The organism is Actinoplanes sp. NPDC023936, assembly GCF_040639325.1.
GTDB lineage: Bacteria > Actinomycetota > Actinomycetes > Mycobacteriales > Micromonosporaceae > Actinoplanes.
This window is the reverse complement of sequence record NZ_JBEZZR010000005.1, coordinates 76,424-93,419: the sequence shown is the minus strand read 5'-3', so window position 1 is coordinate 93,419 and position 16,996 is coordinate 76,424. Positions and strand designations below refer to the sequence as shown.

The 16,996-nt window shown below is 67.4% G+C and carries 43 protein-coding genes; 33 read left to right on the top strand and 10 right to left on the bottom strand.

Annotation, left to right across the window (positions count from 1 at the left end):
• Positions 1 to 5 precede the first annotated feature (5 nt).
• The 8 genes from AB0F72_RS08510 to AB0F72_RS08475 form a co-directional block, all read right to left on the bottom strand.
• Positions 6 to 185 (bottom strand): hypothetical protein, encoded by a 180-nt coding sequence (locus tag AB0F72_RS08510; protein WP_360427340.1) that lies wholly within the window; start codon positions 183 to 185, stop codon positions 6 to 8.
• A complete protein-coding gene (locus tag AB0F72_RS08505; protein WP_360427337.1) occupies positions 182 to 382 on the bottom strand; it encodes a helix-turn-helix domain-containing protein in 201 nt (66 codons plus the stop codon). The genes AB0F72_RS08510 and AB0F72_RS08505 overlap by 4 nt, the downstream gene beginning before the upstream one ends.
• Positions 379 to 618 carry a hypothetical protein gene (locus tag AB0F72_RS08500; protein ID WP_360427334.1) on the bottom strand — a complete coding sequence of 80 codons (240 nt, stop codon included), beginning with the start codon at positions 616 to 618 and terminating at the stop codon, positions 379 to 381. Before AB0F72_RS08500 ends, AB0F72_RS08505 begins: the two co-directional genes overlap by 4 nt.
• Positions 615 to 848, bottom strand: coding sequence for a hypothetical protein (locus AB0F72_RS08495; RefSeq protein ID WP_360427331.1), 234 nt, complete (start codon positions 846 to 848; stop codon positions 615 to 617). Before AB0F72_RS08495 ends, AB0F72_RS08500 begins: the two co-directional genes overlap by 4 nt.
• Before the next feature lie 71 nt (positions 849 to 919).
• Complete coding sequence (locus AB0F72_RS08490) at positions 920 to 1,258, bottom strand: hypothetical protein (protein ID WP_360427328.1); 339 nt, start codon at positions 1,256 to 1,258, stop codon at positions 920 to 922.
• Complete coding sequence (locus tag AB0F72_RS08485; RefSeq protein ID WP_360427325.1) at positions 1,255 to 1,482, bottom strand: hypothetical protein; 228 nt, start codon at positions 1,480 to 1,482, stop codon at positions 1,255 to 1,257. Before AB0F72_RS08485 ends, AB0F72_RS08490 begins: the two co-directional genes overlap by 4 nt.
• On the bottom strand, positions 1,479 to 2,150 hold the full coding sequence (locus tag AB0F72_RS08480; RefSeq protein ID WP_360427322.1) for a hypothetical protein: 672 nt from the start codon (positions 2,148 to 2,150) through the stop codon (positions 1,479 to 1,481). The genes AB0F72_RS08485 and AB0F72_RS08480 overlap by 4 nt, the downstream gene beginning before the upstream one ends.
• Before the next feature lie 150 nt (positions 2,151 to 2,300).
• Complete coding sequence (locus AB0F72_RS08475) at positions 2,301 to 3,017, bottom strand: GntR family transcriptional regulator (protein ID WP_360427319.1); 717 nt, start codon at positions 3,015 to 3,017, stop codon at positions 2,301 to 2,303.
• Between the two features lie 129 nt (positions 3,018 to 3,146).
• Between AB0F72_RS08475 and AB0F72_RS08470 the strand changes: the two genes are divergently transcribed.
• The 22 genes from AB0F72_RS08470 to AB0F72_RS08365 all read left to right on the top strand — a co-directional run bounded on the left by AB0F72_RS08470 (position 3,147) and on the right by AB0F72_RS08365 (position 10,625).
• Positions 3,147 to 3,401, top strand: coding sequence for a helix-turn-helix transcriptional regulator (locus AB0F72_RS08470; RefSeq protein ID WP_360427316.1), 255 nt, complete (start codon positions 3,147 to 3,149; stop codon positions 3,399 to 3,401).
• Positions 3,402 to 3,405: 4 nt separating this feature from the next.
• Positions 3,406 to 4,503: a hypothetical protein gene (locus AB0F72_RS08465; RefSeq protein ID WP_360427313.1), complete on the top strand. Its 1,098-nt coding sequence runs from the start codon at positions 3,406 to 3,408 to the stop codon at positions 4,501 to 4,503.
• A 41-nt stretch (positions 4,504 to 4,544) separates the two neighbouring features.
• Positions 4,545 to 4,736 (top strand): hypothetical protein, encoded by a 192-nt coding sequence (locus tag AB0F72_RS08460; RefSeq protein ID WP_360427310.1) that lies wholly within the window; start codon positions 4,545 to 4,547, stop codon positions 4,734 to 4,736.
• A 36-nt stretch (positions 4,737 to 4,772) separates the two neighbouring features.
• Positions 4,773 to 4,967: a hypothetical protein gene (locus AB0F72_RS08455; RefSeq protein WP_360427306.1), complete on the top strand. Its 195-nt coding sequence runs from the start codon at positions 4,773 to 4,775 to the stop codon at positions 4,965 to 4,967.
• Positions 4,964 to 5,407, top strand: a complete 444-nt coding sequence (locus AB0F72_RS08450) for a hypothetical protein (protein ID WP_360427303.1) — start codon at positions 4,964 to 4,966, stop codon at positions 5,405 to 5,407. Before AB0F72_RS08455 ends, AB0F72_RS08450 begins: the two co-directional genes overlap by 4 nt.
• A gap of 121 nt (positions 5,408 to 5,528) precedes the next feature.
• A complete protein-coding gene (locus tag AB0F72_RS08445) occupies positions 5,529 to 5,807 on the top strand; it encodes a hypothetical protein (protein ID WP_360427300.1) in 279 nt (92 codons plus the stop codon).
• Between the two features lie 113 nt (positions 5,808 to 5,920).
• Positions 5,921 to 6,208, top strand: a complete 288-nt coding sequence (locus AB0F72_RS08440) for a hypothetical protein (protein ID WP_360427297.1) — start codon at positions 5,921 to 5,923, stop codon at positions 6,206 to 6,208.
• Between the two features lie 10 nt (positions 6,209 to 6,218).
• Positions 6,219 to 6,518, top strand: coding sequence for a hypothetical protein (locus tag AB0F72_RS08435; RefSeq protein ID WP_360427294.1), 300 nt, complete (start codon positions 6,219 to 6,221; stop codon positions 6,516 to 6,518).
• A 34-nt stretch (positions 6,519 to 6,552) separates the two neighbouring features.
• Complete coding sequence (locus AB0F72_RS08430) at positions 6,553 to 6,765, top strand: hypothetical protein (protein ID WP_360427291.1); 213 nt, start codon at positions 6,553 to 6,555, stop codon at positions 6,763 to 6,765.
• Complete coding sequence (locus tag AB0F72_RS08425) at positions 6,762 to 6,974, top strand: hypothetical protein (RefSeq protein WP_360427289.1); 213 nt, start codon at positions 6,762 to 6,764, stop codon at positions 6,972 to 6,974. The genes AB0F72_RS08430 and AB0F72_RS08425 overlap by 4 nt, the downstream gene beginning before the upstream one ends.
• A gap of 56 nt (positions 6,975 to 7,030) precedes the next feature.
• On the top strand, positions 7,031 to 7,294 hold the full coding sequence (locus tag AB0F72_RS08420; protein ID WP_360427286.1) for a helix-turn-helix transcriptional regulator: 264 nt from the start codon (positions 7,031 to 7,033) through the stop codon (positions 7,292 to 7,294).
• Positions 7,295 to 7,305: 11 nt separating this feature from the next.
• Positions 7,306 to 7,575, top strand: coding sequence for a hypothetical protein (locus tag AB0F72_RS08415; protein WP_360427283.1), 270 nt, complete (start codon positions 7,306 to 7,308; stop codon positions 7,573 to 7,575).
• Positions 7,572 to 7,931: a hypothetical protein gene (locus AB0F72_RS08410; RefSeq protein WP_360427281.1), complete on the top strand. Its 360-nt coding sequence runs from the start codon at positions 7,572 to 7,574 to the stop codon at positions 7,929 to 7,931. Before AB0F72_RS08415 ends, AB0F72_RS08410 begins: the two co-directional genes overlap by 4 nt.
• A complete protein-coding gene (locus tag AB0F72_RS08405) occupies positions 7,928 to 8,134 on the top strand; it encodes a hypothetical protein (RefSeq protein WP_360427278.1) in 207 nt (68 codons plus the stop codon). Before AB0F72_RS08410 ends, AB0F72_RS08405 begins: the two co-directional genes overlap by 4 nt.
• Positions 8,131 to 8,430 carry a hypothetical protein gene (locus AB0F72_RS08400; RefSeq protein WP_360427275.1) on the top strand — a complete coding sequence of 100 codons (300 nt, stop codon included), beginning with the start codon at positions 8,131 to 8,133 and terminating at the stop codon, positions 8,428 to 8,430. The genes AB0F72_RS08405 and AB0F72_RS08400 overlap by 4 nt, the downstream gene beginning before the upstream one ends.
• On the top strand, positions 8,427 to 8,834 hold the full coding sequence (locus AB0F72_RS08395) for a hypothetical protein (protein ID WP_360427272.1): 408 nt from the start codon (positions 8,427 to 8,429) through the stop codon (positions 8,832 to 8,834). Before AB0F72_RS08400 ends, AB0F72_RS08395 begins: the two co-directional genes overlap by 4 nt.
• Positions 8,831 to 8,983, top strand: coding sequence for a hypothetical protein (locus AB0F72_RS08390; protein WP_360427269.1), 153 nt, complete (start codon positions 8,831 to 8,833; stop codon positions 8,981 to 8,983). Before AB0F72_RS08395 ends, AB0F72_RS08390 begins: the two co-directional genes overlap by 4 nt.
• Positions 8,980 to 9,525, top strand: coding sequence for a hypothetical protein (locus AB0F72_RS08385; protein WP_360427266.1), 546 nt, complete (start codon positions 8,980 to 8,982; stop codon positions 9,523 to 9,525). Before AB0F72_RS08390 ends, AB0F72_RS08385 begins: the two co-directional genes overlap by 4 nt.
• The gene (locus tag AB0F72_RS08380; protein WP_360427263.1) at positions 9,522 to 9,683 is read left to right on the top strand and encodes a hypothetical protein; all 162 of its coding nucleotides are present in this window, start codon (positions 9,522 to 9,524) and stop codon (positions 9,681 to 9,683) included. The genes AB0F72_RS08385 and AB0F72_RS08380 overlap by 4 nt, the downstream gene beginning before the upstream one ends.
• A gap of 2 nt (positions 9,684 to 9,685) precedes the next feature.
• Complete coding sequence (locus tag AB0F72_RS08375; protein WP_360427260.1) at positions 9,686 to 10,012, top strand: hypothetical protein; 327 nt, start codon at positions 9,686 to 9,688, stop codon at positions 10,010 to 10,012.
• On the top strand, positions 10,009 to 10,323 hold the full coding sequence (locus AB0F72_RS08370) for a hypothetical protein (protein ID WP_360427257.1): 315 nt from the start codon (positions 10,009 to 10,011) through the stop codon (positions 10,321 to 10,323). Before AB0F72_RS08375 ends, AB0F72_RS08370 begins: the two co-directional genes overlap by 4 nt.
• Positions 10,320 to 10,625 carry a hypothetical protein gene (locus tag AB0F72_RS08365; RefSeq protein ID WP_360427254.1) on the top strand — a complete coding sequence of 102 codons (306 nt, stop codon included), beginning with the start codon at positions 10,320 to 10,322 and terminating at the stop codon, positions 10,623 to 10,625. Before AB0F72_RS08370 ends, AB0F72_RS08365 begins: the two co-directional genes overlap by 4 nt.
• Before the next feature lie 266 nt (positions 10,626 to 10,891).
• Here the strand turns inward: AB0F72_RS08365 and AB0F72_RS08360 are convergent, their stop codons facing one another.
• Entirely contained in the window at positions 10,892 to 11,125 is a 234-nt protein-coding gene (locus tag AB0F72_RS08360) for a hypothetical protein (protein ID WP_360427252.1), read from the bottom strand.
• A 127-nt stretch (positions 11,126 to 11,252) separates the two neighbouring features.
• Here AB0F72_RS08360 and AB0F72_RS08355 point away from each other — a divergent pair, with 127 nt between their 5' ends.
• The 11 genes from AB0F72_RS08355 to AB0F72_RS08305 all read left to right on the top strand — a co-directional run bounded on the left by AB0F72_RS08355 (position 11,253) and on the right by AB0F72_RS08305 (position 15,398).
• The gene (locus tag AB0F72_RS08355; protein ID WP_360427249.1) at positions 11,253 to 11,444 is read left to right on the top strand and encodes a hypothetical protein; all 192 of its coding nucleotides are present in this window, start codon (positions 11,253 to 11,255) and stop codon (positions 11,442 to 11,444) included.
• Positions 11,441 to 11,629, top strand: a complete 189-nt coding sequence (locus AB0F72_RS08350; RefSeq protein WP_360427247.1) for a hypothetical protein — start codon at positions 11,441 to 11,443, stop codon at positions 11,627 to 11,629. Before AB0F72_RS08355 ends, AB0F72_RS08350 begins: the two co-directional genes overlap by 4 nt.
• The gene (locus AB0F72_RS08345; protein WP_360427244.1) at positions 11,626 to 11,958 is read left to right on the top strand and encodes a hypothetical protein; all 333 of its coding nucleotides are present in this window, start codon (positions 11,626 to 11,628) and stop codon (positions 11,956 to 11,958) included. The genes AB0F72_RS08350 and AB0F72_RS08345 overlap by 4 nt, the downstream gene beginning before the upstream one ends.
• Entirely contained in the window at positions 11,955 to 12,410 is a 456-nt protein-coding gene (locus AB0F72_RS08340; RefSeq protein ID WP_360427241.1) for a hypothetical protein, read from the top strand. The genes AB0F72_RS08345 and AB0F72_RS08340 overlap by 4 nt, the downstream gene beginning before the upstream one ends.
• Positions 12,410 to 12,646 carry a hypothetical protein gene (locus AB0F72_RS08335; RefSeq protein ID WP_360427238.1) on the top strand — a complete coding sequence of 79 codons (237 nt, stop codon included), beginning with the start codon at positions 12,410 to 12,412 and terminating at the stop codon, positions 12,644 to 12,646. Before AB0F72_RS08340 ends, AB0F72_RS08335 begins: the two co-directional genes overlap by 1 nt.
• Positions 12,643 to 12,882 (top strand): hypothetical protein, encoded by a 240-nt coding sequence (locus tag AB0F72_RS08330; protein ID WP_360427236.1) that lies wholly within the window; start codon positions 12,643 to 12,645, stop codon positions 12,880 to 12,882. Before AB0F72_RS08335 ends, AB0F72_RS08330 begins: the two co-directional genes overlap by 4 nt.
• Complete coding sequence (locus AB0F72_RS08325; RefSeq protein ID WP_360427233.1) at positions 12,879 to 13,046, top strand: hypothetical protein; 168 nt, start codon at positions 12,879 to 12,881, stop codon at positions 13,044 to 13,046. Before AB0F72_RS08330 ends, AB0F72_RS08325 begins: the two co-directional genes overlap by 4 nt.
• Positions 13,043 to 13,432, top strand: coding sequence for a hypothetical protein (locus AB0F72_RS08320; protein WP_360427230.1), 390 nt, complete (start codon positions 13,043 to 13,045; stop codon positions 13,430 to 13,432). The genes AB0F72_RS08325 and AB0F72_RS08320 overlap by 4 nt, the downstream gene beginning before the upstream one ends.
• A gap of 331 nt (positions 13,433 to 13,763) precedes the next feature.
• Positions 13,764 to 14,333, top strand: coding sequence for a hypothetical protein (locus AB0F72_RS08315; RefSeq protein WP_360427227.1), 570 nt, complete (start codon positions 13,764 to 13,766; stop codon positions 14,331 to 14,333).
• 72 nt (positions 14,334 to 14,405) lie between these two features.
• Positions 14,406 to 14,813, top strand: a complete 408-nt coding sequence (locus tag AB0F72_RS08310) for a winged helix-turn-helix domain-containing protein (protein WP_360427224.1) — start codon at positions 14,406 to 14,408, stop codon at positions 14,811 to 14,813.
• A gap of 24 nt (positions 14,814 to 14,837) precedes the next feature.
• Entirely contained in the window at positions 14,838 to 15,398 is a 561-nt protein-coding gene (locus tag AB0F72_RS08305; RefSeq protein ID WP_360427221.1) for an oligopeptide:H+ symporter, read from the top strand.
• 36 nt (positions 15,399 to 15,434) lie between these two features.
• Here the strand turns inward: AB0F72_RS08305 and AB0F72_RS08300 are convergent, their stop codons facing one another.
• Positions 15,435 to 16,991 (bottom strand): glycosyl hydrolase family 28 protein, encoded by a 1,557-nt coding sequence (locus AB0F72_RS08300; RefSeq protein WP_360427218.1) that lies wholly within the window; start codon positions 16,989 to 16,991, stop codon positions 15,435 to 15,437.
• Positions 16,992 to 16,996 lie beyond the last annotated feature (5 nt).

The following is a 16,996-nucleotide window of genomic DNA, read 5'->3' as shown; positions in this document are numbered from 1 at the left end:
CGGTTCTAGCTGGCCTTGCCGAGTGCGTCCATCTCCCGCATCCGCTCGCGGGTCGCCTGGTCCGGGTCGGCAGGGTGCGCCTTGCCTTTGCGCCGGCCGACGTGCCGCCACGACGGTCCGGACAGGTGCCGGATGGTGCCGTTGCAGGTGGCGCAGGTTCCCGTCGTCTCGGTAGGCGTTGTCACGCCTTCACCCACCTGATCATGCTGTCGTCGACACGCCGGACCAGCCCGTACCCGGCCAGGCTGTGCAGGATCTGGAACGCGGTGGACGGGGCGATGACGAGCTGGTCGGCGACCTCGACCGCGGTGAGCGGCCGGCCTGCGTCGCCAAGCAGTTCGAGGATGAGTTCGTTCGCGGCCTGCCGGAAGTCGACGCTCACAGCGTCTCCTCGTCATGGACGGTAATGCTGGCTCCAGGGTTGTCGCGGACCCAGGTCAGCGAACCCCCGCCCTCCCATTCCACAACGAACGTCGGCCCCATGCCGGGGCGGGCGCGGTGGACGGTGCGCCCTTCGTAGGTGCCGTTCTCGACGGTCACTGTGATGGTGTGTCCTTCGAGGCGGGCGATGTCGGAGGCAGTCCACGCCGCGGTCTGGTCGGGGCTGAACGTGTTCACCGCGTCTCCCCGAGGATGCCGCAGTCGAGTACGCCGCCCTGGCTGCGGAGGTCGGGGTCGCTCAGGTCGTACACCCGCCAGGCGTGCACGTCGGCCTTCCGGTTGCAGCGTCGGCAACCTTCGGTGTTGCCGTTGTAGTCGACGTTGATCGTGCGGTCGCGGTAGGCGAACGTGAGGGCGCCGTTCGCGGGCAGGGTGTGGCGCTTGTCGAGTTCCAGGTACAGGTCCATCGTGCTCCGATCAGGTTCGGGGTGGGGCGCCGCACCAAGGGTGGGAAGATGCGGCGCCCCGGGGAGGAGAGTCACTGGCAGCAGGCTGCGGGCTTTAAGAACCGTCGCGCTGCTTTCGCGATGAGTCCGTAGTAGGTGTCGTGGCGCACCAGCACCCGGCCGCCCTCGGTCCGGGCCAGCCACGACCGGTCGCCGTCGGATTCGAGGGTGACCGCTGTGGTGCCGTCTTCCCGGTCCAGTCGGCGGCGGTGCAGGATCAGCCCGTGGCAGACGTCGTCGCGGAAGATGTGCTTCACGCCGTCGCAGCCCTTGTAGAGGACGACGTCGCCGGCCTCGTCGAGGATGCTGTTCCGGCGAACGTACGGGTCGCAGTGGGCGTGCCCGCACAGGGCGGTCTTCGGGGTGATCACGACTCGTTCACCTTGATCGCAAGAACGTCTTCCCAGGCCACGTACCGGAACTCGTTGTCGCAGTTCAACCAGCGGATTCCGGTGCCGTGACGCTCAGCAGGGTCGTGCGCGGCTGCCCGAAGCTCAGCCACCCACGGTTCGTCGTCGGTGGGGACCAGCCAGGAACGATCGCCGCCCCCAGCAGGGACGTAGCGGATCTCGACGAGGTACCTGTGGCCGGTCATGCCGCCACCTGCCCCTGCTTCTCGGCGACCGCAAGGCCGCGCCCGTTGAGCCGGACGGCGGTGATGCGATACCGGTCGGCTTCGTGCACCGCGCCGTGTCCGCGCCGGACAATGCCGCGCAGCAGCCGCCAGTCGACGCCTGCGGGGAGCCGGACGATGCCGTCACGGTGCCGGGCGGCCAGGTTGCGCATGGCCGGGGTGAGCGGCTTGCAGTGCACGTTGCTCTTGGTGGGCTGGAACACGGCCGGGTCGATGCGGTTGCGGGCGGCACGCCGGGCGGCCCGGTAGTCGTCGGGTCCGGCCATGATCCGGGCGGCCGCGGCCTGCTCCTGCCGGTGATGGGCGCGGATCTCGGCCTGCCGGGTGTCGTGGTCGGCGGCGAGGCTCGCGGCCAGCTCGGCGTCCGCGCCGACGGCCTGGGCGGCGTCGATGAGCGCGGACACCTCGGCCTCGATCAGCCAGATCGGCTTGTACGCGAGGGCGGCGTCACGGATGTGCCGGTACCAGGTGATGGCCTGCTCGCGCAGTTCGTGGACGAACGTGGCGGAGAGGGTGGCCTGGCGGTGCGGGCCGGCGAAGACCTGGATGCTGATGCCGTCGTGGTCGGTCCACGTGGTGACGGTCAGGTGGCCGAAGTGTTCGGTCCGCTCGTCGGTAGGCTGCGGCATTGTCGGGCTCCTGTGGTGTCAGGTGTTCGACGAGGAAAGCCCTGCTGGTGTCCGCCAAGACTGACCAGCGGGGCTTTTCGCTTGCACCCACCACTATGCCAGATAGTCACGCAACACTCAATGCGTCACGTGACAATCTTCGACCCGAATTTACCTCCCCGGCTCCAACCGGGAGTCATGCTCCACCTGATACAGCGCCGCGTTCAGCACCGCACGGCCCACCTCGACAACCCGCTCCCCCGACCAGGTCACCCGCACCACCGCCAGCACCGGATCCCCCACCCTCAGGCCAAGGGTCGACGCGTCGCTCTCCTCGGCCGCGCGGGCAACAAACCGCTCCGTGTACCGGTCCACCGGCGCGCCCGCCTCTTCCAGCCGGGCATACACGCCACCCTCACCGGTGCCGTGAAAGACGATGTCCGCAGCCTTCGCCAGCTCGGCCGGGTAGTACACCCATTCCACATGCGCGGGCTTGCCCTCGAACTCCACGACCGCGTGCCGCAGCGCCACCCGGTCCCCCTCGCGGAGGCCGAACTCCTCAGCAATCAGTTCGGGCGCCGGCACCACGTCGACGCGCAGATGCGACACCCGCCACGCCTGGTCGCCGCGACGTTCCACGGCGTCGGCCCAGTTGTTCGACAGGTTCACGCGCTGCTCGCGGGCGCGCACGTACACGCCGGATCCGCGGCGGGCCTCCACGAGACCTTCCGTGCGGAGCTTCCCGATGGCGAGCTGTGCGGCACCCTTGCCGACGTCGTGTTCTTTTTGCAGCTCAACCAGGGTCGGCAGTTTGTCACCGGCCTGGAGTTCCCCGGCAAGGATCCGCTTTCGGTAGATCGCGGCGAGCTCGTCGGCGGAGAGTGTCACGTAAGCCCCCAACTGTTATGTGACAGCAGGTTAACCCGTGAGGGACCCTGACGCTTGACGAAAGTCATGTCCGACAGGATTGTCACGTGACTCCTTGATTGTTGAGTGCCTTTACGGCAAGATGAACGCATGGAACTCGACCAGATCGATCGGCTCATCGCCGCACGAAAGAAGATCGGATCCGGGGCCACCGCACGCCAACTCCGTGAAGCCGCCGGATTCACCCAGGCAGACCTCGCCGCCGAGCTCGGCATCACCGCGTCCGCCGTGAGCCGCATGGAATCCGGCCTGCGTATGCCCCGCCCGGCAACCCTCATCCGGTGGGCCGACGCCCTCCAGCGCATGGAGGAACGGCTCCAGAGCAGCATCGGAAGCGTCGCCTGACCGCATGGCCATCTTCATCGGTCGGCGGCCGGACAACGGGTTCACGCGCGTCCCCAACGAGTGGGCGCGCGACCCGAAGCTGTCCTACAAAGCCAAAGGGTTGCTGACCTACCTGCTCTCCCATGAGGACGGCTACCGGCTGACCTTGGAGCAGATGATTGCCGAGTCCACCGGCGGCAAGGCAGCCGTGTACTCGGCGATCAAAGAGCTACGCGAACGCGGCTACCTGGAGTGCGTTCAGCGACGCGGCGACGGCGGGAAGGCTGGCGAGATGGACTACTACGTGGCCGACTCCCCTGCTCAGACCGCTTCCCAGTTATCCGCATCCCGAAAACCGGAAAGCGGCGACGACCTGGGGAAACACGATGAAGGTGCAGGTGAAACCGCATCCCGGTTATCGGCATCCCGGTTATCGGCTTACCGAAAATCCGACACTAAGAAGACAAGGGTTAAGAAGACCAAAGATCTAGAAGACGAAGAGAAGACCACCTCCCCCAACCCCTCCACGCCCGGCACCGACCTCGAAGTGGTCGACGCCGAAATCGTGGAGGAGGCGGAGGATGCGACTTCGCCCACGGATCAACTTCAAAACCTCATCGACGAAGCCAGGAAGATCCGGCCCAACTGGTCGGCGACAGACCTACGGGCCCAGATTGCCGCCGCGCTCCGTTCCCTCGATGAGAACTTCGAAGCCGTCACCACACTCGTCCTGAACACGGCCGCCGACCCGGATACCGCCAAGCCGTCCCGGATCACTGCATCCGGCAATCCGCACCTGCGCAACGTGAACACCGCCCTGATGGTCCAGCGCGCCGACGCCATGCCCGACACCGGACCGGTCAAGCCGCTGCACCCGAACGCACACGCGTTCGTACCAAAGGGCGACGGGTCCAAGGCTTGCGGCTGGAACAACTGTGAGCTTCCGGAACCCAACGAACGCCACAAGGTCGGCAACCAGGGCGGCGGCTACGTCGGACGAACGCCTACAGGGCGCACCGACAGCCGTCGTAATGGCTACGAACCGTGGCGCGAAACCGCCGACCAATCCGACTACGACGTGCCGTTCGCCGACGCCGCTGCCCGCCGACGACAGCAGCAATGAACCCCGACCCTCGACGCGCCTTTGACTTGGAAAGGACCGCCATGCCCACCGTGAAGATCTGGCTTGCCGACGACCGGCGCGACCCGTTCACGGCGACCGTCGATCGCGACAAGGCCGACGAATGCATTCAGCAGCTGACCAACCCGGCCGCCGTCCTGTACTTCCCGGACGGCGGAACCGTTCGGTACTTCCCCGTCCGACGCATTAACACCATGACCGTCGTTGAGGACTGACACCTTCCCTCCGCCCGCCGTCTGAAAGGAACGCCGATGCCCGCTATGCCGACCGTCGAGCACAACGGACGCGTCTACAAGCTCCGCTCCCGCAAGACCGAGATCCCCGACCTGGGCGCAATGGACGGCATTGCCGTCGCGATGTGGCTGCTCCGCAACACCTACCCGCGCGGCACTAACCACCGACGGCCGACTCCGAACCTGTCCGGGCTCTCGGTGACCGTCCGATGACAACCACCGTCCGCACCATCCTTGACGCCCCACTGCTGCCCCTGTTCGGCGAGGACGAGATCCGCTGGCAGCAGTGTCAGGCGCGCCTCAACGCGCTACTCGCCAAGCCGTGCGTCACCGACGTCCTGGACCAACTGCACAACCTCACCGACCAGCAGGCCGGGCGCATCGAGTCTCTGTGGCTGGCGAACTTCCGGCTCTACCGCACCGAGCAGCTACAGATCAGCCACCGGCTCGGCAAGACCGACCGGCAGCGTCACGTCGACGTGCTCACCGTGAAAGAGCATGTGTGGCGAGTCGCCGACAAACTGCACGGTGACCGCTGGTCGGTCTCGTGCGCTGCGCAGGACGTCGTGTTCGCTGGCCTGTACGCGGACCTGCTCGGCGACGACGAGGCGCGGCTGTTCACGAAACCGTGGATCGACACGTTGGCCCGCTAACTGCTTTGAGTGCGACAAGCCGTTCTTCCCGCCACCCGCAGCCTGACCCGGTGGAAGGACACCCCATGGGTCACCCAAACCCGTACGCCCACACGGCAGCCTGAGCAGTGAGGAGTTCCAAGTGACCACCATTGCGGTACACGCCCAAACCGTCACGCGCGTCGAGGAGCCGGCGACTTCCCTGCCGAACGGAACCGTCGTCTACGCGGATGGTCAGCTCTGGAAGGCATGTGCTGGCCACGAGAAAAGCGGTCTGCGCTGGCAGCAAGCAAACGGCTGGGGGGCCAGCAACGACCGCTACATGGACAAGCTTTTCGCTGACTGTTGGGGCGATGCAGGTTCCTCGCGAGTCATTCAATACGGCGGTCAGAGTCATCAGAGTGCCGAGATGGGCAGCTGACCGCCCTCGGTAAGAGCTGATGCCCCGGCGGCACCTACCTGCGCATGCACGACTCGCACCACCCCGACCGCGACTACAGCGAGAACTTCTAACCCAACCGAGAGGACCCCACCATGGACGACCTCGACCCGTACACCGTGGAGATGCCCGCCAACGACCCCATCGACGATTTGTGGCTCGTCGAGTTCCGCCACAAGGGCCGTCAGTACCGCGTCACCAACATCACCAGACGGGCCGCCTTCTGGGCGCTGCGCAAAGTCCACAACCAAGAGCCGGGGGGCATGACGTCCTGCGCAGAGTGCCATGTCGAACGCCGCCCTTCCTGCCCCCACGACGGGCAACTCGGATGGCTGTGGGTGGACATGAGCGACTGCCGAATGCTTCCGATGCACGCAGCCTGAAAGGACCACCATGAGCACGGTCCCGCAGAAGATGGACAAGCAGTTCGACTACCAGCGAGTTCGGCACGTCACCAGCGGCGACCCAATGGACCTGTTCGTGTCCGTCGACGACCTCGCCGCCTACCTGGCCGCCCAGATGCGGGCAGACCTCAAGACGGTCCGCCGCCAGGTGAAGGCCGAGCTCGAACGACGGGCTGATGCTGGCATGGTCCAGCGGTGGCTGGACGTGCACGGGCAATCACTGCGGCCGGACCGCGCCGACCACTACTTCCTTCCGGTCGGTCCGATCCAGCCCTATCAGGCGGCCTGACCGCGAAGCGCCTTTGACCTTGAAAGGACGACCCGTGACCAACATCCACCACTTCGACCAGGCCGTCGCCGAAGCCGACCGCACCCTCGACGCGTTCGTCGCCGAGTACCACCGTGTCCAGGCGGAGCTCGGCGACACCGGCAACCTGGCAATGCTCGAAGAGTCCCTGTCCGAACTCCCCCCGAGTGCGCTGGCACCGCTGCTCGCGGCGGCGATCCGCCGGCTGGCGAAGCAGGAGCAGCCGTGATCTGCCCGAACTGCGGGGTCATGTGCGACCGCGACGAAGCCGACGTTGGCGTGGGCATCATCTACGGCCCGTGGGGCTGCTACTGCGGCTGGTCGGAGCGCGCCGAATACAACCTGCTCGACGGCCCGAAGCTCACGCCGGATGGCTACGAACTCGACCAGTGGGGCGGGGCGACACCGCCGCAGATCCTGGAAGGCGAGATCCGATGACACGCCGCCTAAGCGCCATCAGCACTCCGCCGCCGCCCCAACCAACCGCGGCTGAGGTGTGCGCCGACTTTGAGCCGTACCGGCTCATCCAGGCCCGCCAACTCGCCATGCTGTCCCGCGCCGACATCGCCACCCACGTCGGTGTTCCCGCCTGGCAGGTACTGCACTGGGAATCAAGCATCAGCGTCCCGAAGGCGTACCAGATCGAAAAGCTCGCCGAGATCACCGGCATGGTCGTGCCGTTCTTCAAGCGGGGCCGGCCGATGCCACGGATCACCGAAGCCGACTGCCATTTCCGGCCGTGCGCCTACGGGCGATGAGAGGACAGCGAGTGAGCCACGACCATGAGTACTGCATCACTCCCGACGGTGTGATGCCCGGATGCCCGGACTTCGATGAAGCCCTACCCGCCTGTAGTGCCTGCAACGACCAAGGCTTCGTGGACGACTCGACCGGCGAAACCGGCGTCGCCAACTGCTACGACTGCAATCCAGCGCCCGAACATGTCGGCACTGACACCGCCGAATACCGGCGTTGGGCGGACGCCCAAGTCCAGCCCGACATGCGCTACACCGCCGACCTGTGGGAGGTGACGCCGTGACCGACGACATCCTCAGCCGGGCACTCGCTGACCTGATCGAGCACCCCGAGAGCAGCGCCCGTGAGATCGCCCAGCGCATCGGCGTCCGTGACGACCGGCTGGTCTTCAAAGCGCTCGACAACGCTGCCTACGCGGGCCGGTGTCAGCGTTCACGGTGGGACCGCGGGCCGTGGCGCTGGGAAGCCAACTGCGGAGCCGTGTACGACGATCCTGACGGTCGGCTCAATCCCCCGCCGTGCCTCAAGGCAGCAGGGCACGAGAACGGCCCGGACACTGACTGGAAGCGCCACTACCACTCGAACGGCGACTTCAAATGGCCGGTCAGCGGTGACGACGCCAGGCAGGTGACCCCGTGACCCCCTGGCTTGCTGTTGCTGACCTCGTCCGCCCTGACGCCAACGTGCGCTGCCCGTGCGGTGACGTGCTCACCCTGCACACCCACTCCGACGAAGGCCAGCACGGGCAATCCGTCTCCCAGGGCACAGAACGCGGCAAGGCCATCAGCGAGCGCCGCTGCCGGACGTGCGGGCTGGCGTTAACCGTGCAGGTGTGGTTGTGAGCCACATCGGAGACCTGATCATCGCCCATGGCCCGCTCCAGCCCGGCGATCCGGACCCGCTGCACAACCTCACCATCGGTGACTTCAACGCCCTCCGCGACGAGCTGATCGAGCTGCGGGCCGCTGTAGTTCCTACCCCCGAGGGATGCCAGGAAGAGACCTACTCCTGGGAGCACTTCACGCCCCACCAGACCGATGGCTTCTGGATCCGCTGCACCCTCACCGGCCCGCACGACGAGCACCGGGACGGGCACACCGGGCTCACCTGGAAGACGAACGCCGAGGGGACGCCGTGACGGAAACCGGCACCATGCCGATCGCCGCCATCCGGATCGCCCGCCTGCTCGACATGCTGCCCCTGCACCCCTACGAGTCGCCGGCCTGGGACTGCCCACCGTTCACAATCGTCGACGTTCTCGCGTGCACCGACCCGGACCCTGGCCCGTTCGACACCTGGACGAGCGCGCCCAACCCGGACACCGACCGGGTGCTGCACATCGCCCGGATCGCCCACCTGGCCCGCACGTGGGTCAACGACGGCTCCGACCCGCCCACCTTGTACGTGCACCGGGGCGTCACCCTCATCGACGGCTGGCACCGGTTCGCGGCGGCAATGGCCCGCGGCGAGGCAGCCGTGCATGTCGAGGTGCTGGGCGATCCGGATGAGGCTGCCGCGTATGGGCTGGAGGTTGGTCCGTGACCCGCGACCAGCTGCTCGCAGCAGCCACCGTCATCCACGACGAGCAGGGCTGCACCTGCGACCGCAAATACCTGATGTCGTGCTGGCGCATGGCGGTTGCCATCGTCGGTCTCGCATCCCGCACACCAGCCGACAATCCGGAAGGATGACCATGCCAGTTAGCGCCCCCGGCCCGGCCGCCGATCTGATCGACCACGCGGCCGGAATTATCGTCCGCAAGCAGAAAGAGCCGTACACCGCCCCCTACCACTGGGCGGGCGCGCTCTGGGAAGCCGGGATGCTCGTTGCGCCCGGCACCCCCCCGCTCGACGACGATGACCGCGCCGAACTCGAAGCCCACCGTGACGGCGTCGGGCATCTCGCCGAAGATCCGATGCACGCCGGGCAGCCCGTCCACGAGATCTACTCGCACGCGGACGGCGAGAGCCGCTACTGGCTTCAGGTCACCCATCAGGGCATGCCGCTGTGGTCGTGCGCCTGCTGCGGAAAACTCACCATCGGCCCGCCCGGCTCGGGTGCGCCAGAGAGGTGCGCCGGCTGCGAGTACGGCACCGCCGACGACCTAGGCCCGATGCTGTACGAGACGCAGGCTGCCTGCCGGTCATGGACTGCGAGCGACGGCGGCCAGTACGGCGGTGCCTGCCAGATCGCCGGAACCGACGGGTGCCAGTGCGAGGAGGAGGCGACGTGAACGATGAGGCCTTCCGTGAAGCCGTCCTGCAACTCCTGACCACCGAGCAGATCACCGAACTGGCGCGCCTCCACGATGAACACATCGGCTGGCACTGCGTGGCCCGCAGCGAAGGGCAGACGTGCTGCATTGACCTGCTCATGACGGAAAGCGGGTAACCGTGAACCTGCGCGAGGACGTGCACTGCCCGGCCTGCCCTGACCCGGAGACGGCGTTCACCCTGGAAGACGTCGGCATGAAGGTCGCCCACGAAGACCTGAGCGGTGATTCGCCAAGCGTCCACTTCACCCGCCCGAACTGGGAGGTGATCATGATCCAACACTTCCGAATCCAAGGCGACACCGAGCACCAGCGGCTCTACGACCTGTGCGTCGCCGAACTGATGGCCCGCGGGCTCACCGCCGAGCAGCTGGCCCGCAACGACGTGCAGGCGATGGCCGAGTCGGTGCGCCAGTCGATGGAGAACACGCTGAGGCGCACGCTGTGACCGGCCTCGCCGAGCAACTGCAGGCCATGCTCGACCTGGACGCCCTGTTGGACGACTGGGCCACCCCGAACCCGGAAGGAACCGCTGTGACCACCGTCCGTTACTGGCGTCACCTTTGCGGCACGGAACTGATCGACGCGCAGCTTGTCGCCCGCTGGTTTGCGCTTGCCGACGACACGATCGGCGGCTGGGCGGTCATGCCGTGCGACCTGCCGCCGTCATCCGGGGTGTCCCCGGTGGCTGCTGTGCCGTCCGAGCGGGTGGCCCGGCATATCGCCGAGCTGCACAACGCCGCCCTGGACGCGCTATGACCGCCGCCGAGCGGATCATCGCCGTCCTGCGGGATCACGGCGTCGCCTGCGCCGAGTTCGACGACTCCGCCACTGACGGCCAGTGCTGGATCGTCGAAACCAAGGACGCGTGGTTCGAGCAGCTGGCCGAAGCGATCCTTGTGGCGGTCACGTCCGGTCCTGAGCCGCTGTACGACCCGCAGCTGCATCGGGAGATGCGGGACGGGACGCGCTGCCCGCGCTGCGGCGACAAGACCGCGTTGGGGCGGTTCGACGTGTGCCAGCCGTGCGCGGTACAAGAGGGCTGGGAGTCCGCGCCCTAACGCCGAGTGTGGGCGACTACACGCCGCCAGTCCTCGGATGATGGCCAGCCTTCACGGCGGCGCAGCGACCAGCCGCACGCGGACTCGGGCACGTGGACCGGCTGAGGTGTCGGCTTCTCGCTGAGGTCGGGTGCCGGCTCATCTGTGCGGGCGCGGCGGCGGAACATGCGGGACTCCTGGCGGTCGGGAGCGATCATGCTGACCCGGCGGGGCGGAGTGAGGCAACAGCCGTCCGGGTCGAGAGGCTGACCAGACGGCAGCAGGAATCAGCCGGTGGTCTTGGGCGGTCTCCCCCGCTTTCGCGGCGGCTTGAACGGCTCCAGCTGCTTCTCCCGCGTCCGGGGTCGCTTGGCGTACTCGGCGAGCGCGGCGGTCACGATGTCGTTGAGCGTCCACGGGTCCGGACGGGGTGGCTGACCCGCCAGCGCCTTTCGCGCGGCGGCTTTCACCTCGGACGGCACCCGGAAGTCTTTGCCCTGCTGCTTGTGCGGTCCGCCCATGCGCAAAGCATGGCATGCGGGGACCCTGATTCAGCCCTCATGGCAACCGATCTTGGCCATCGTGGCGGTAGAATCGACGGTAATAAGGGTCCCCGCTTTACGATCATCCGAGCAGCTAGGAGCACGCATGGCCAAGTTTGAGATCGGCGACCAAGTGCGCATGACCGACGTCCACCTCGTTGTTGAGGTGCTGGAAAACGGCACCTGCGAGGACTACAGGCGGTTCAAGTGCTGGCCCGAGACGTTCCGCTTCAAGGACCCCGAGAGCGGCGAGGACGACTGGGCTCACACCGACGAGTTCGAGAAGGTCCCCGCATGACCGACCGCCAGTTCACCGAAGGCCAGCGTGTCTGGCATCGCCAGCGCAAGCAGTTCGCCACATACCTCGGGCCGTCCTGGACGACCGGCGAAAGCTACGTCGACTTCGGCCACCCGGACGGCCACGGCGACGAATGCCGAGTCACCACCGCACAGCTCGTGCCCGCCGACGAGGTGGACGCGTGAGCATCACCGTCCCCCGCGCCGAACTCCAGGCAATTGCCGAACGCCACAACACCGGGTACTGCCTCGAAGGCGACCCGACCAGCACCTGGGTTCGAGCCCTAGCCGCCAGCGTCCGACCCGACCCCCTGACCGACGCAGGGCTGACCTCAGCCGAAGCCGCCGACCTGGACGCCCTCGCCGACCGCATCGAGAACCAGCGCGACAACCACTGCATTGCCTACTCCGAGGACCCGGACACCGGCCGCTGCGAATGCGGGCACGACTACGACGACCACGGCGGCGGACCAGGCCAATGCGAAGCGCCACTCACGGAAAGGACCACAGCATGACCGGCAACCTGCCCACCTGGGACGAGATGAGCGACCTCGACAAAGGCGCGGCACTGATGCACCTGCACAAGCGCGACTACGAGGGCATCTCGTACGCGGTCGAGAACTACCCGGCCCGCTACCTCGACGACCCGCGGCTGCTCGCGCTCACACCACGTGAGGCGTCCCGGCACGCCGCCCAGTTCGAGTCCCTCGCCAACGAACTGAACGGCGACACGTACGAGCGGCTGTACGACGCCGCCTTGGCTGAACCCGACCGGCGCTGCCTGTGGGCCGCCCGCACCAACACCGGGCAGGTGTACCCGCAGAAGACGCGGGACGCGGCGGTCAAGCTGCTCACCGAGTATTGGCCGGAGCGGATGACCGTCACCGAACAGGCTGCTTGCGCCCTGCTGTCCCGTGACGAGTCGGGCGGCGAATGGCGTGAGGTCGCATTCGAGCGGGCCGCCTGATGCCAACCGTCACAGACGCCGACACGCACCTGCCCGTCCGCGCCGACTACGCCGCCGGCCTCATCACCCTGGACACCGCCCTGGATCGCATCCAGTTCGCCGGGACGCCGATGCCCCGCGACCGCGCCGCCCGCATCCTGGGTCAACCCATCAACCAGATCACCGTGTGGCTGCACAGCCAGCGGACGCCCAGCGAGCGGCAGATCGCCGAACGGCTCGGGGAGGTGGGCGCGTGATCGCCCGGAAGATCCGTGACCTCAAGCCTGGTGACGGCGTCGACCTACTCGCCTTCCCCGCCGACTACCCCTTCGACGAGACAACCCGCAGCGTCGCCGAATACCAGACCGCAGAAGTGGTCGGTGACAACGACGGCTCCCCATTCACCGTCGAATCCGACAACTGCTGGGTGCTGCACACCACCGAAGGCTCCTTCGGCATCCATCCGGACTGGGAAGTCGAGGTGAGCGCATGAGACTCCGCAAGCTGTGGTGGACGTACGGCCCCACCTTCCAGTGGCGCGCGTTCCGCCTCTACGGCGAACCCCCGAACGGCAAACACACCCCGATCAAGCTGATGCAGATCGTCGGCGGCCGAAACTGGTCGATCAGCATCACGCGGACCGGGGATCCACGATGACTGGCCCCGAGGGCCTACCCGCCGTCGACCCGCACCTGATCGAGCAGTGGCTTGCCGACGCCGGGTTCACGCCCGCTGGCGGACGGTCCGGCGCCTACTCCAGTTGGGGCTGGCCCGAGTCGTCCCGCTACAGCACGGTCCTCACCGTCCCGCTCGACCCTTCGGCACCCGAGTACGCGGAGATGATGCGGGCGCTGCTGGCCGCACTCGCCGACATGGCGGCAGCCGGCGAACGCGCCCGCACCGTCCTGCGGCACGTGCTCGGCCCAGCACTCCCCCACGGTGCGCCGCTCACCGACCTGGCTGAGCTCGCCGCCGGGCGCAACGCCATCGTCGACCAGGACGCCGAGGACTGGCGGGCGTGGATGCGGGGGGGCCGGACGTGACCGGCTTGCCCCCATGGCTCCTCCACGGTGACCGAATCCGAACGAGATGCGTGAATAACTCACGTACCCCCTGAGCAGGGATGACGCTCCACTGTGAACGGTTGCGCGGCACGGCGGGAGCGCTTACTGTCCGAGAACAATCGATCACTGCCCGAACGGATGAGTAGAACAAGCGTCCAATCGGCCGCACTGACGATCTACACAGTCGGACGTTGCGGCACGTTGCGACACGAAACGCCATTGACGCGAGACGTAGCCGTAACCAAGGCGCACGATCACGGTTGCCGTCTATGGAGGCACGTTCACATCCAGAGGCACTGGGGAGGCCCACATGCACGACATCGGGATGGACACGCGAGATCTCGGCACACTGGGCGTCACCCATCCGGCCGAGAAAGGCCTACCCGCCAGCGAAACCGAAACCAACCTGCGCCGCGTCAGCGCCATCTGGCTCATCACCGCCGGCGGCATCCTCGCCATCACCACCATCAGTGCCCTCACGATCGGCGCCCTCACCGTTGAGCACGGCATCAACAGCAGCATCATCCGGCTGTTGATCATCCTCGGGGTGGGTATCGCGTCCAACGTCGCGTGTGCGCTCCTCGCCGCCGCGCTCGTTGAGTACGCCCAGCGGCAGCAGCGCACCCTCATTCGCAAGGCGATGGCCCGAGCCAGCGACAATGCGAAGGTCGGCGCTCTGAACGCCGCCCTGCTGGAACAACTCGTGAATCGTTGCAACTCGCTGGTGGACCAAATCGCCGCGCAGAACCGCGAGCTCGCTGCCATGCGGTCGCAGATCAAAGGCATGGAAGCGCAGTTGGCGGACGTGCCTGGATTCAGTGAAGGCGTCGAGCGTGGTGCCAGGGTCACCGCGCTTGCCCTGCGGCTCGACAACGACTAGTCACCAGACACGTCCGGACGTCCGGGCATCCGCGCCGTGAGACGTCCGGACGTCCGGACCTAATGTCGCCGTGTGATCACACCGCAGCCCGGCGCCTCGCTCTATGAGCAGATCGCCGCCGGGCTGCGCGCCGACATCGTCACGGGCCGGCTGCGGCCCGGCCAGCAGCTGCCGTCCGAACTGAGGCTTCAGCAAGAGAATGGCGTCTCCCGCGAAACAGCCCGCCGCGCCATCGCCGTTCTCCGCAACGAGGGCCTGGCTGTCGTACAGCGGGGGCATGGTGTAGTGGTGCGCGAACAACCCGAGCGCGAAGACCTGGTGCCGCCCGCCGGGGCGACCGTGACGATCCGCATGCCCACCGCCGAGGAACGCGCCTTGCACGACATCCCCGATGGGGTGCCCATCTTCTGGGTGATCGCAGCCGACGGGACCGCGACCGTGTACCCCGGCGACCGCTGGCAAATCCGCCTAACCCCCTGAACAGGCCAAACCTTAAAACCTGCAATGTGGCGCATCACGGTCGTGACGATCTACAGCGACGAGCGGCTGGACCGGAGCATCGGCGGCTGGGAGATGCCGGTCTCCTGGGTCCAGTCGATCAACCCGGTCTTCATCATCGTGCTCTCCGGCGTGTTCGCCGCCCTGTGGACCCGGCTCGGCGACCGGCAGCCGTCCAGCCCGATCAAGTTCGCGCTCGGCACCACCATCATGGGCGTCGCGTTCCTGCTGTTCCTGCCCCTGGCCGGCGGCGGGCCGCACAGCACGCCGCTGCTCGCGCTGGCCGGCATCCTGCTGGTCTTCACCGTGGCGGAGCTGCTGCTCTCGCCGGTCGGGCTGTCGCTCTCCACCAAGCTGGCGCCGCACGCCTTCCACACCCAGATGGTGGCGCTGTTCTTCCTGTCGGTGGCGCTCGGGACGGCGCTGTCCGGGACGCTGGCCCAGTTCTACAGCGCGGACACCGAGACCGTGTACTTCGGCGTGCTCGGCGCGGTCGCGATCGTGCTGGGGCTGGCGCTGGCCGCGGCGGCCCGGCCGATCTCCCGGTTGATGGGCGGCGTCCGCTAGCAAACGCCTTGTGAAGAACGCCGCCCATCGGGTCCGTCAGCCCGTGACGGTGATCGGGCCGCTGTCGGAGATGTTGGTCAGGTTGAGGTCGGCGAGGGTGGTGGCCGGGGTGGTGGCGGCGCCCACGTAGACCTGGCGCAGCACGACCCCGGTGACGGGTGCGGCCGGTTTGCCGTTGATCCGGGCCGGTGTGGCGCCGAGCGTGCGGAGCCGGGCGTTCGACACGACGACGTCCTGGATCGGTCCCACCCCGTGGGTCTCGCCGGTCCACAACGCCAGCCAGGTGCGGTTGCCGTCGTTGCTGAAGCTCAGCTTCTCCACGTCGATGTTCTCGAACCGGATGTCGCGGGCCGGTGCGGCGCCGTACTTGTGGTGCACGCCGAGCGCGACAGCGGCGTCGTAGACCGTGACGTTGCGGAAGGTGATGTTCTCCTGGGTCTGGAAGACGCCCTGCCCCACCTTCACCCCGTAGCAGTAGGTGAACGTGACCAGGTCGTCGAAGAGGATGTTCGACTGCGGGCGCGGCTCACCGGGCACCTTGGCGAACAGGTCGACGGATTCGTCCCAGGTCTTCGTGCTGAACGGGTCGTCCAGGCCGACCCCGACGGCGTGCCGGACGGTGACGTTGGTCGATTCCATGACGTCGATGCCGTCGTTCTCGCCCATGTCGAACCGGTTGAAGATCTTCAGGTTGCGGAACGTCATGTCGGACGAGCGGGTCGGCATGATCGCCCAGCTGCTGGACTCGCGGAACGTGATGCCGTCGACGGTGAAACCGGTGGTGTAGATCGGGGTGAGCAGGTTGACGCCGAGGTTGCCCGGTTGCAGGGCAGCCTTGCCGTTGCCGTCGATGGTCCCCCGGCCGTAGATGCTGATGTTGCTGGACGAGTACCGGGTGGAGATGAACCAGGTGATGTCGCGTTGCTGGGACTCCTTGCGCCAGTGCACCTCGTTCTCCGACCGGTTGCCGGTGAACCGCAGCACCGCGCCGGGCGCCAGGTACAGCGCCAGGTCGCTGCGCAGGTAGAGGTTGCCGACCGGGTACACGCCGGCCGGGACGTGGACGATGCCCTGCGTCCCGTTGGCGCTGCCCCAGGCCGCGGCGTCGTTGAGGGTCCGCTGGAACTGCGCGGTGCTGACGCCCGCGCCGACGCCGAAGACGCCGGCCGCGCCCGCTGCAGGCCGGTTGGTCTCCGCCGGGTCGGCCGCGATGACCAGGTCCGGCCGGCCGTCGATCTTGACGATCAGGTACGCGTCGTCGCGCAGCGTGAAGGTGAGCGTCGGCCCGCTGACCACGCCGGTGATGCCGAGCTTGGCGGGGCTGATCCGGTACGCCCCGATGTTCGTGTTGTTGACCTTCGTGATGGCGATCGTGGCATCGCCGTCACCGAGCGCGAACTGCGCGATGTCGTAACCGGGGTAGTCCTGCACGGGCACCGGCGTCCCGTTGACGGTCAGCGTGTAGTCGGGCGAGGCGGGGTAGATCGACGGCACCGGGTAGACGTCGACGGACGCCGGTGCGGCGGAGGCGGGGGTCGCCACCAGAAGGGTGAACAGCAGGACGAGGACGGACAGGACGGGAATTCTGCGCACAGTGC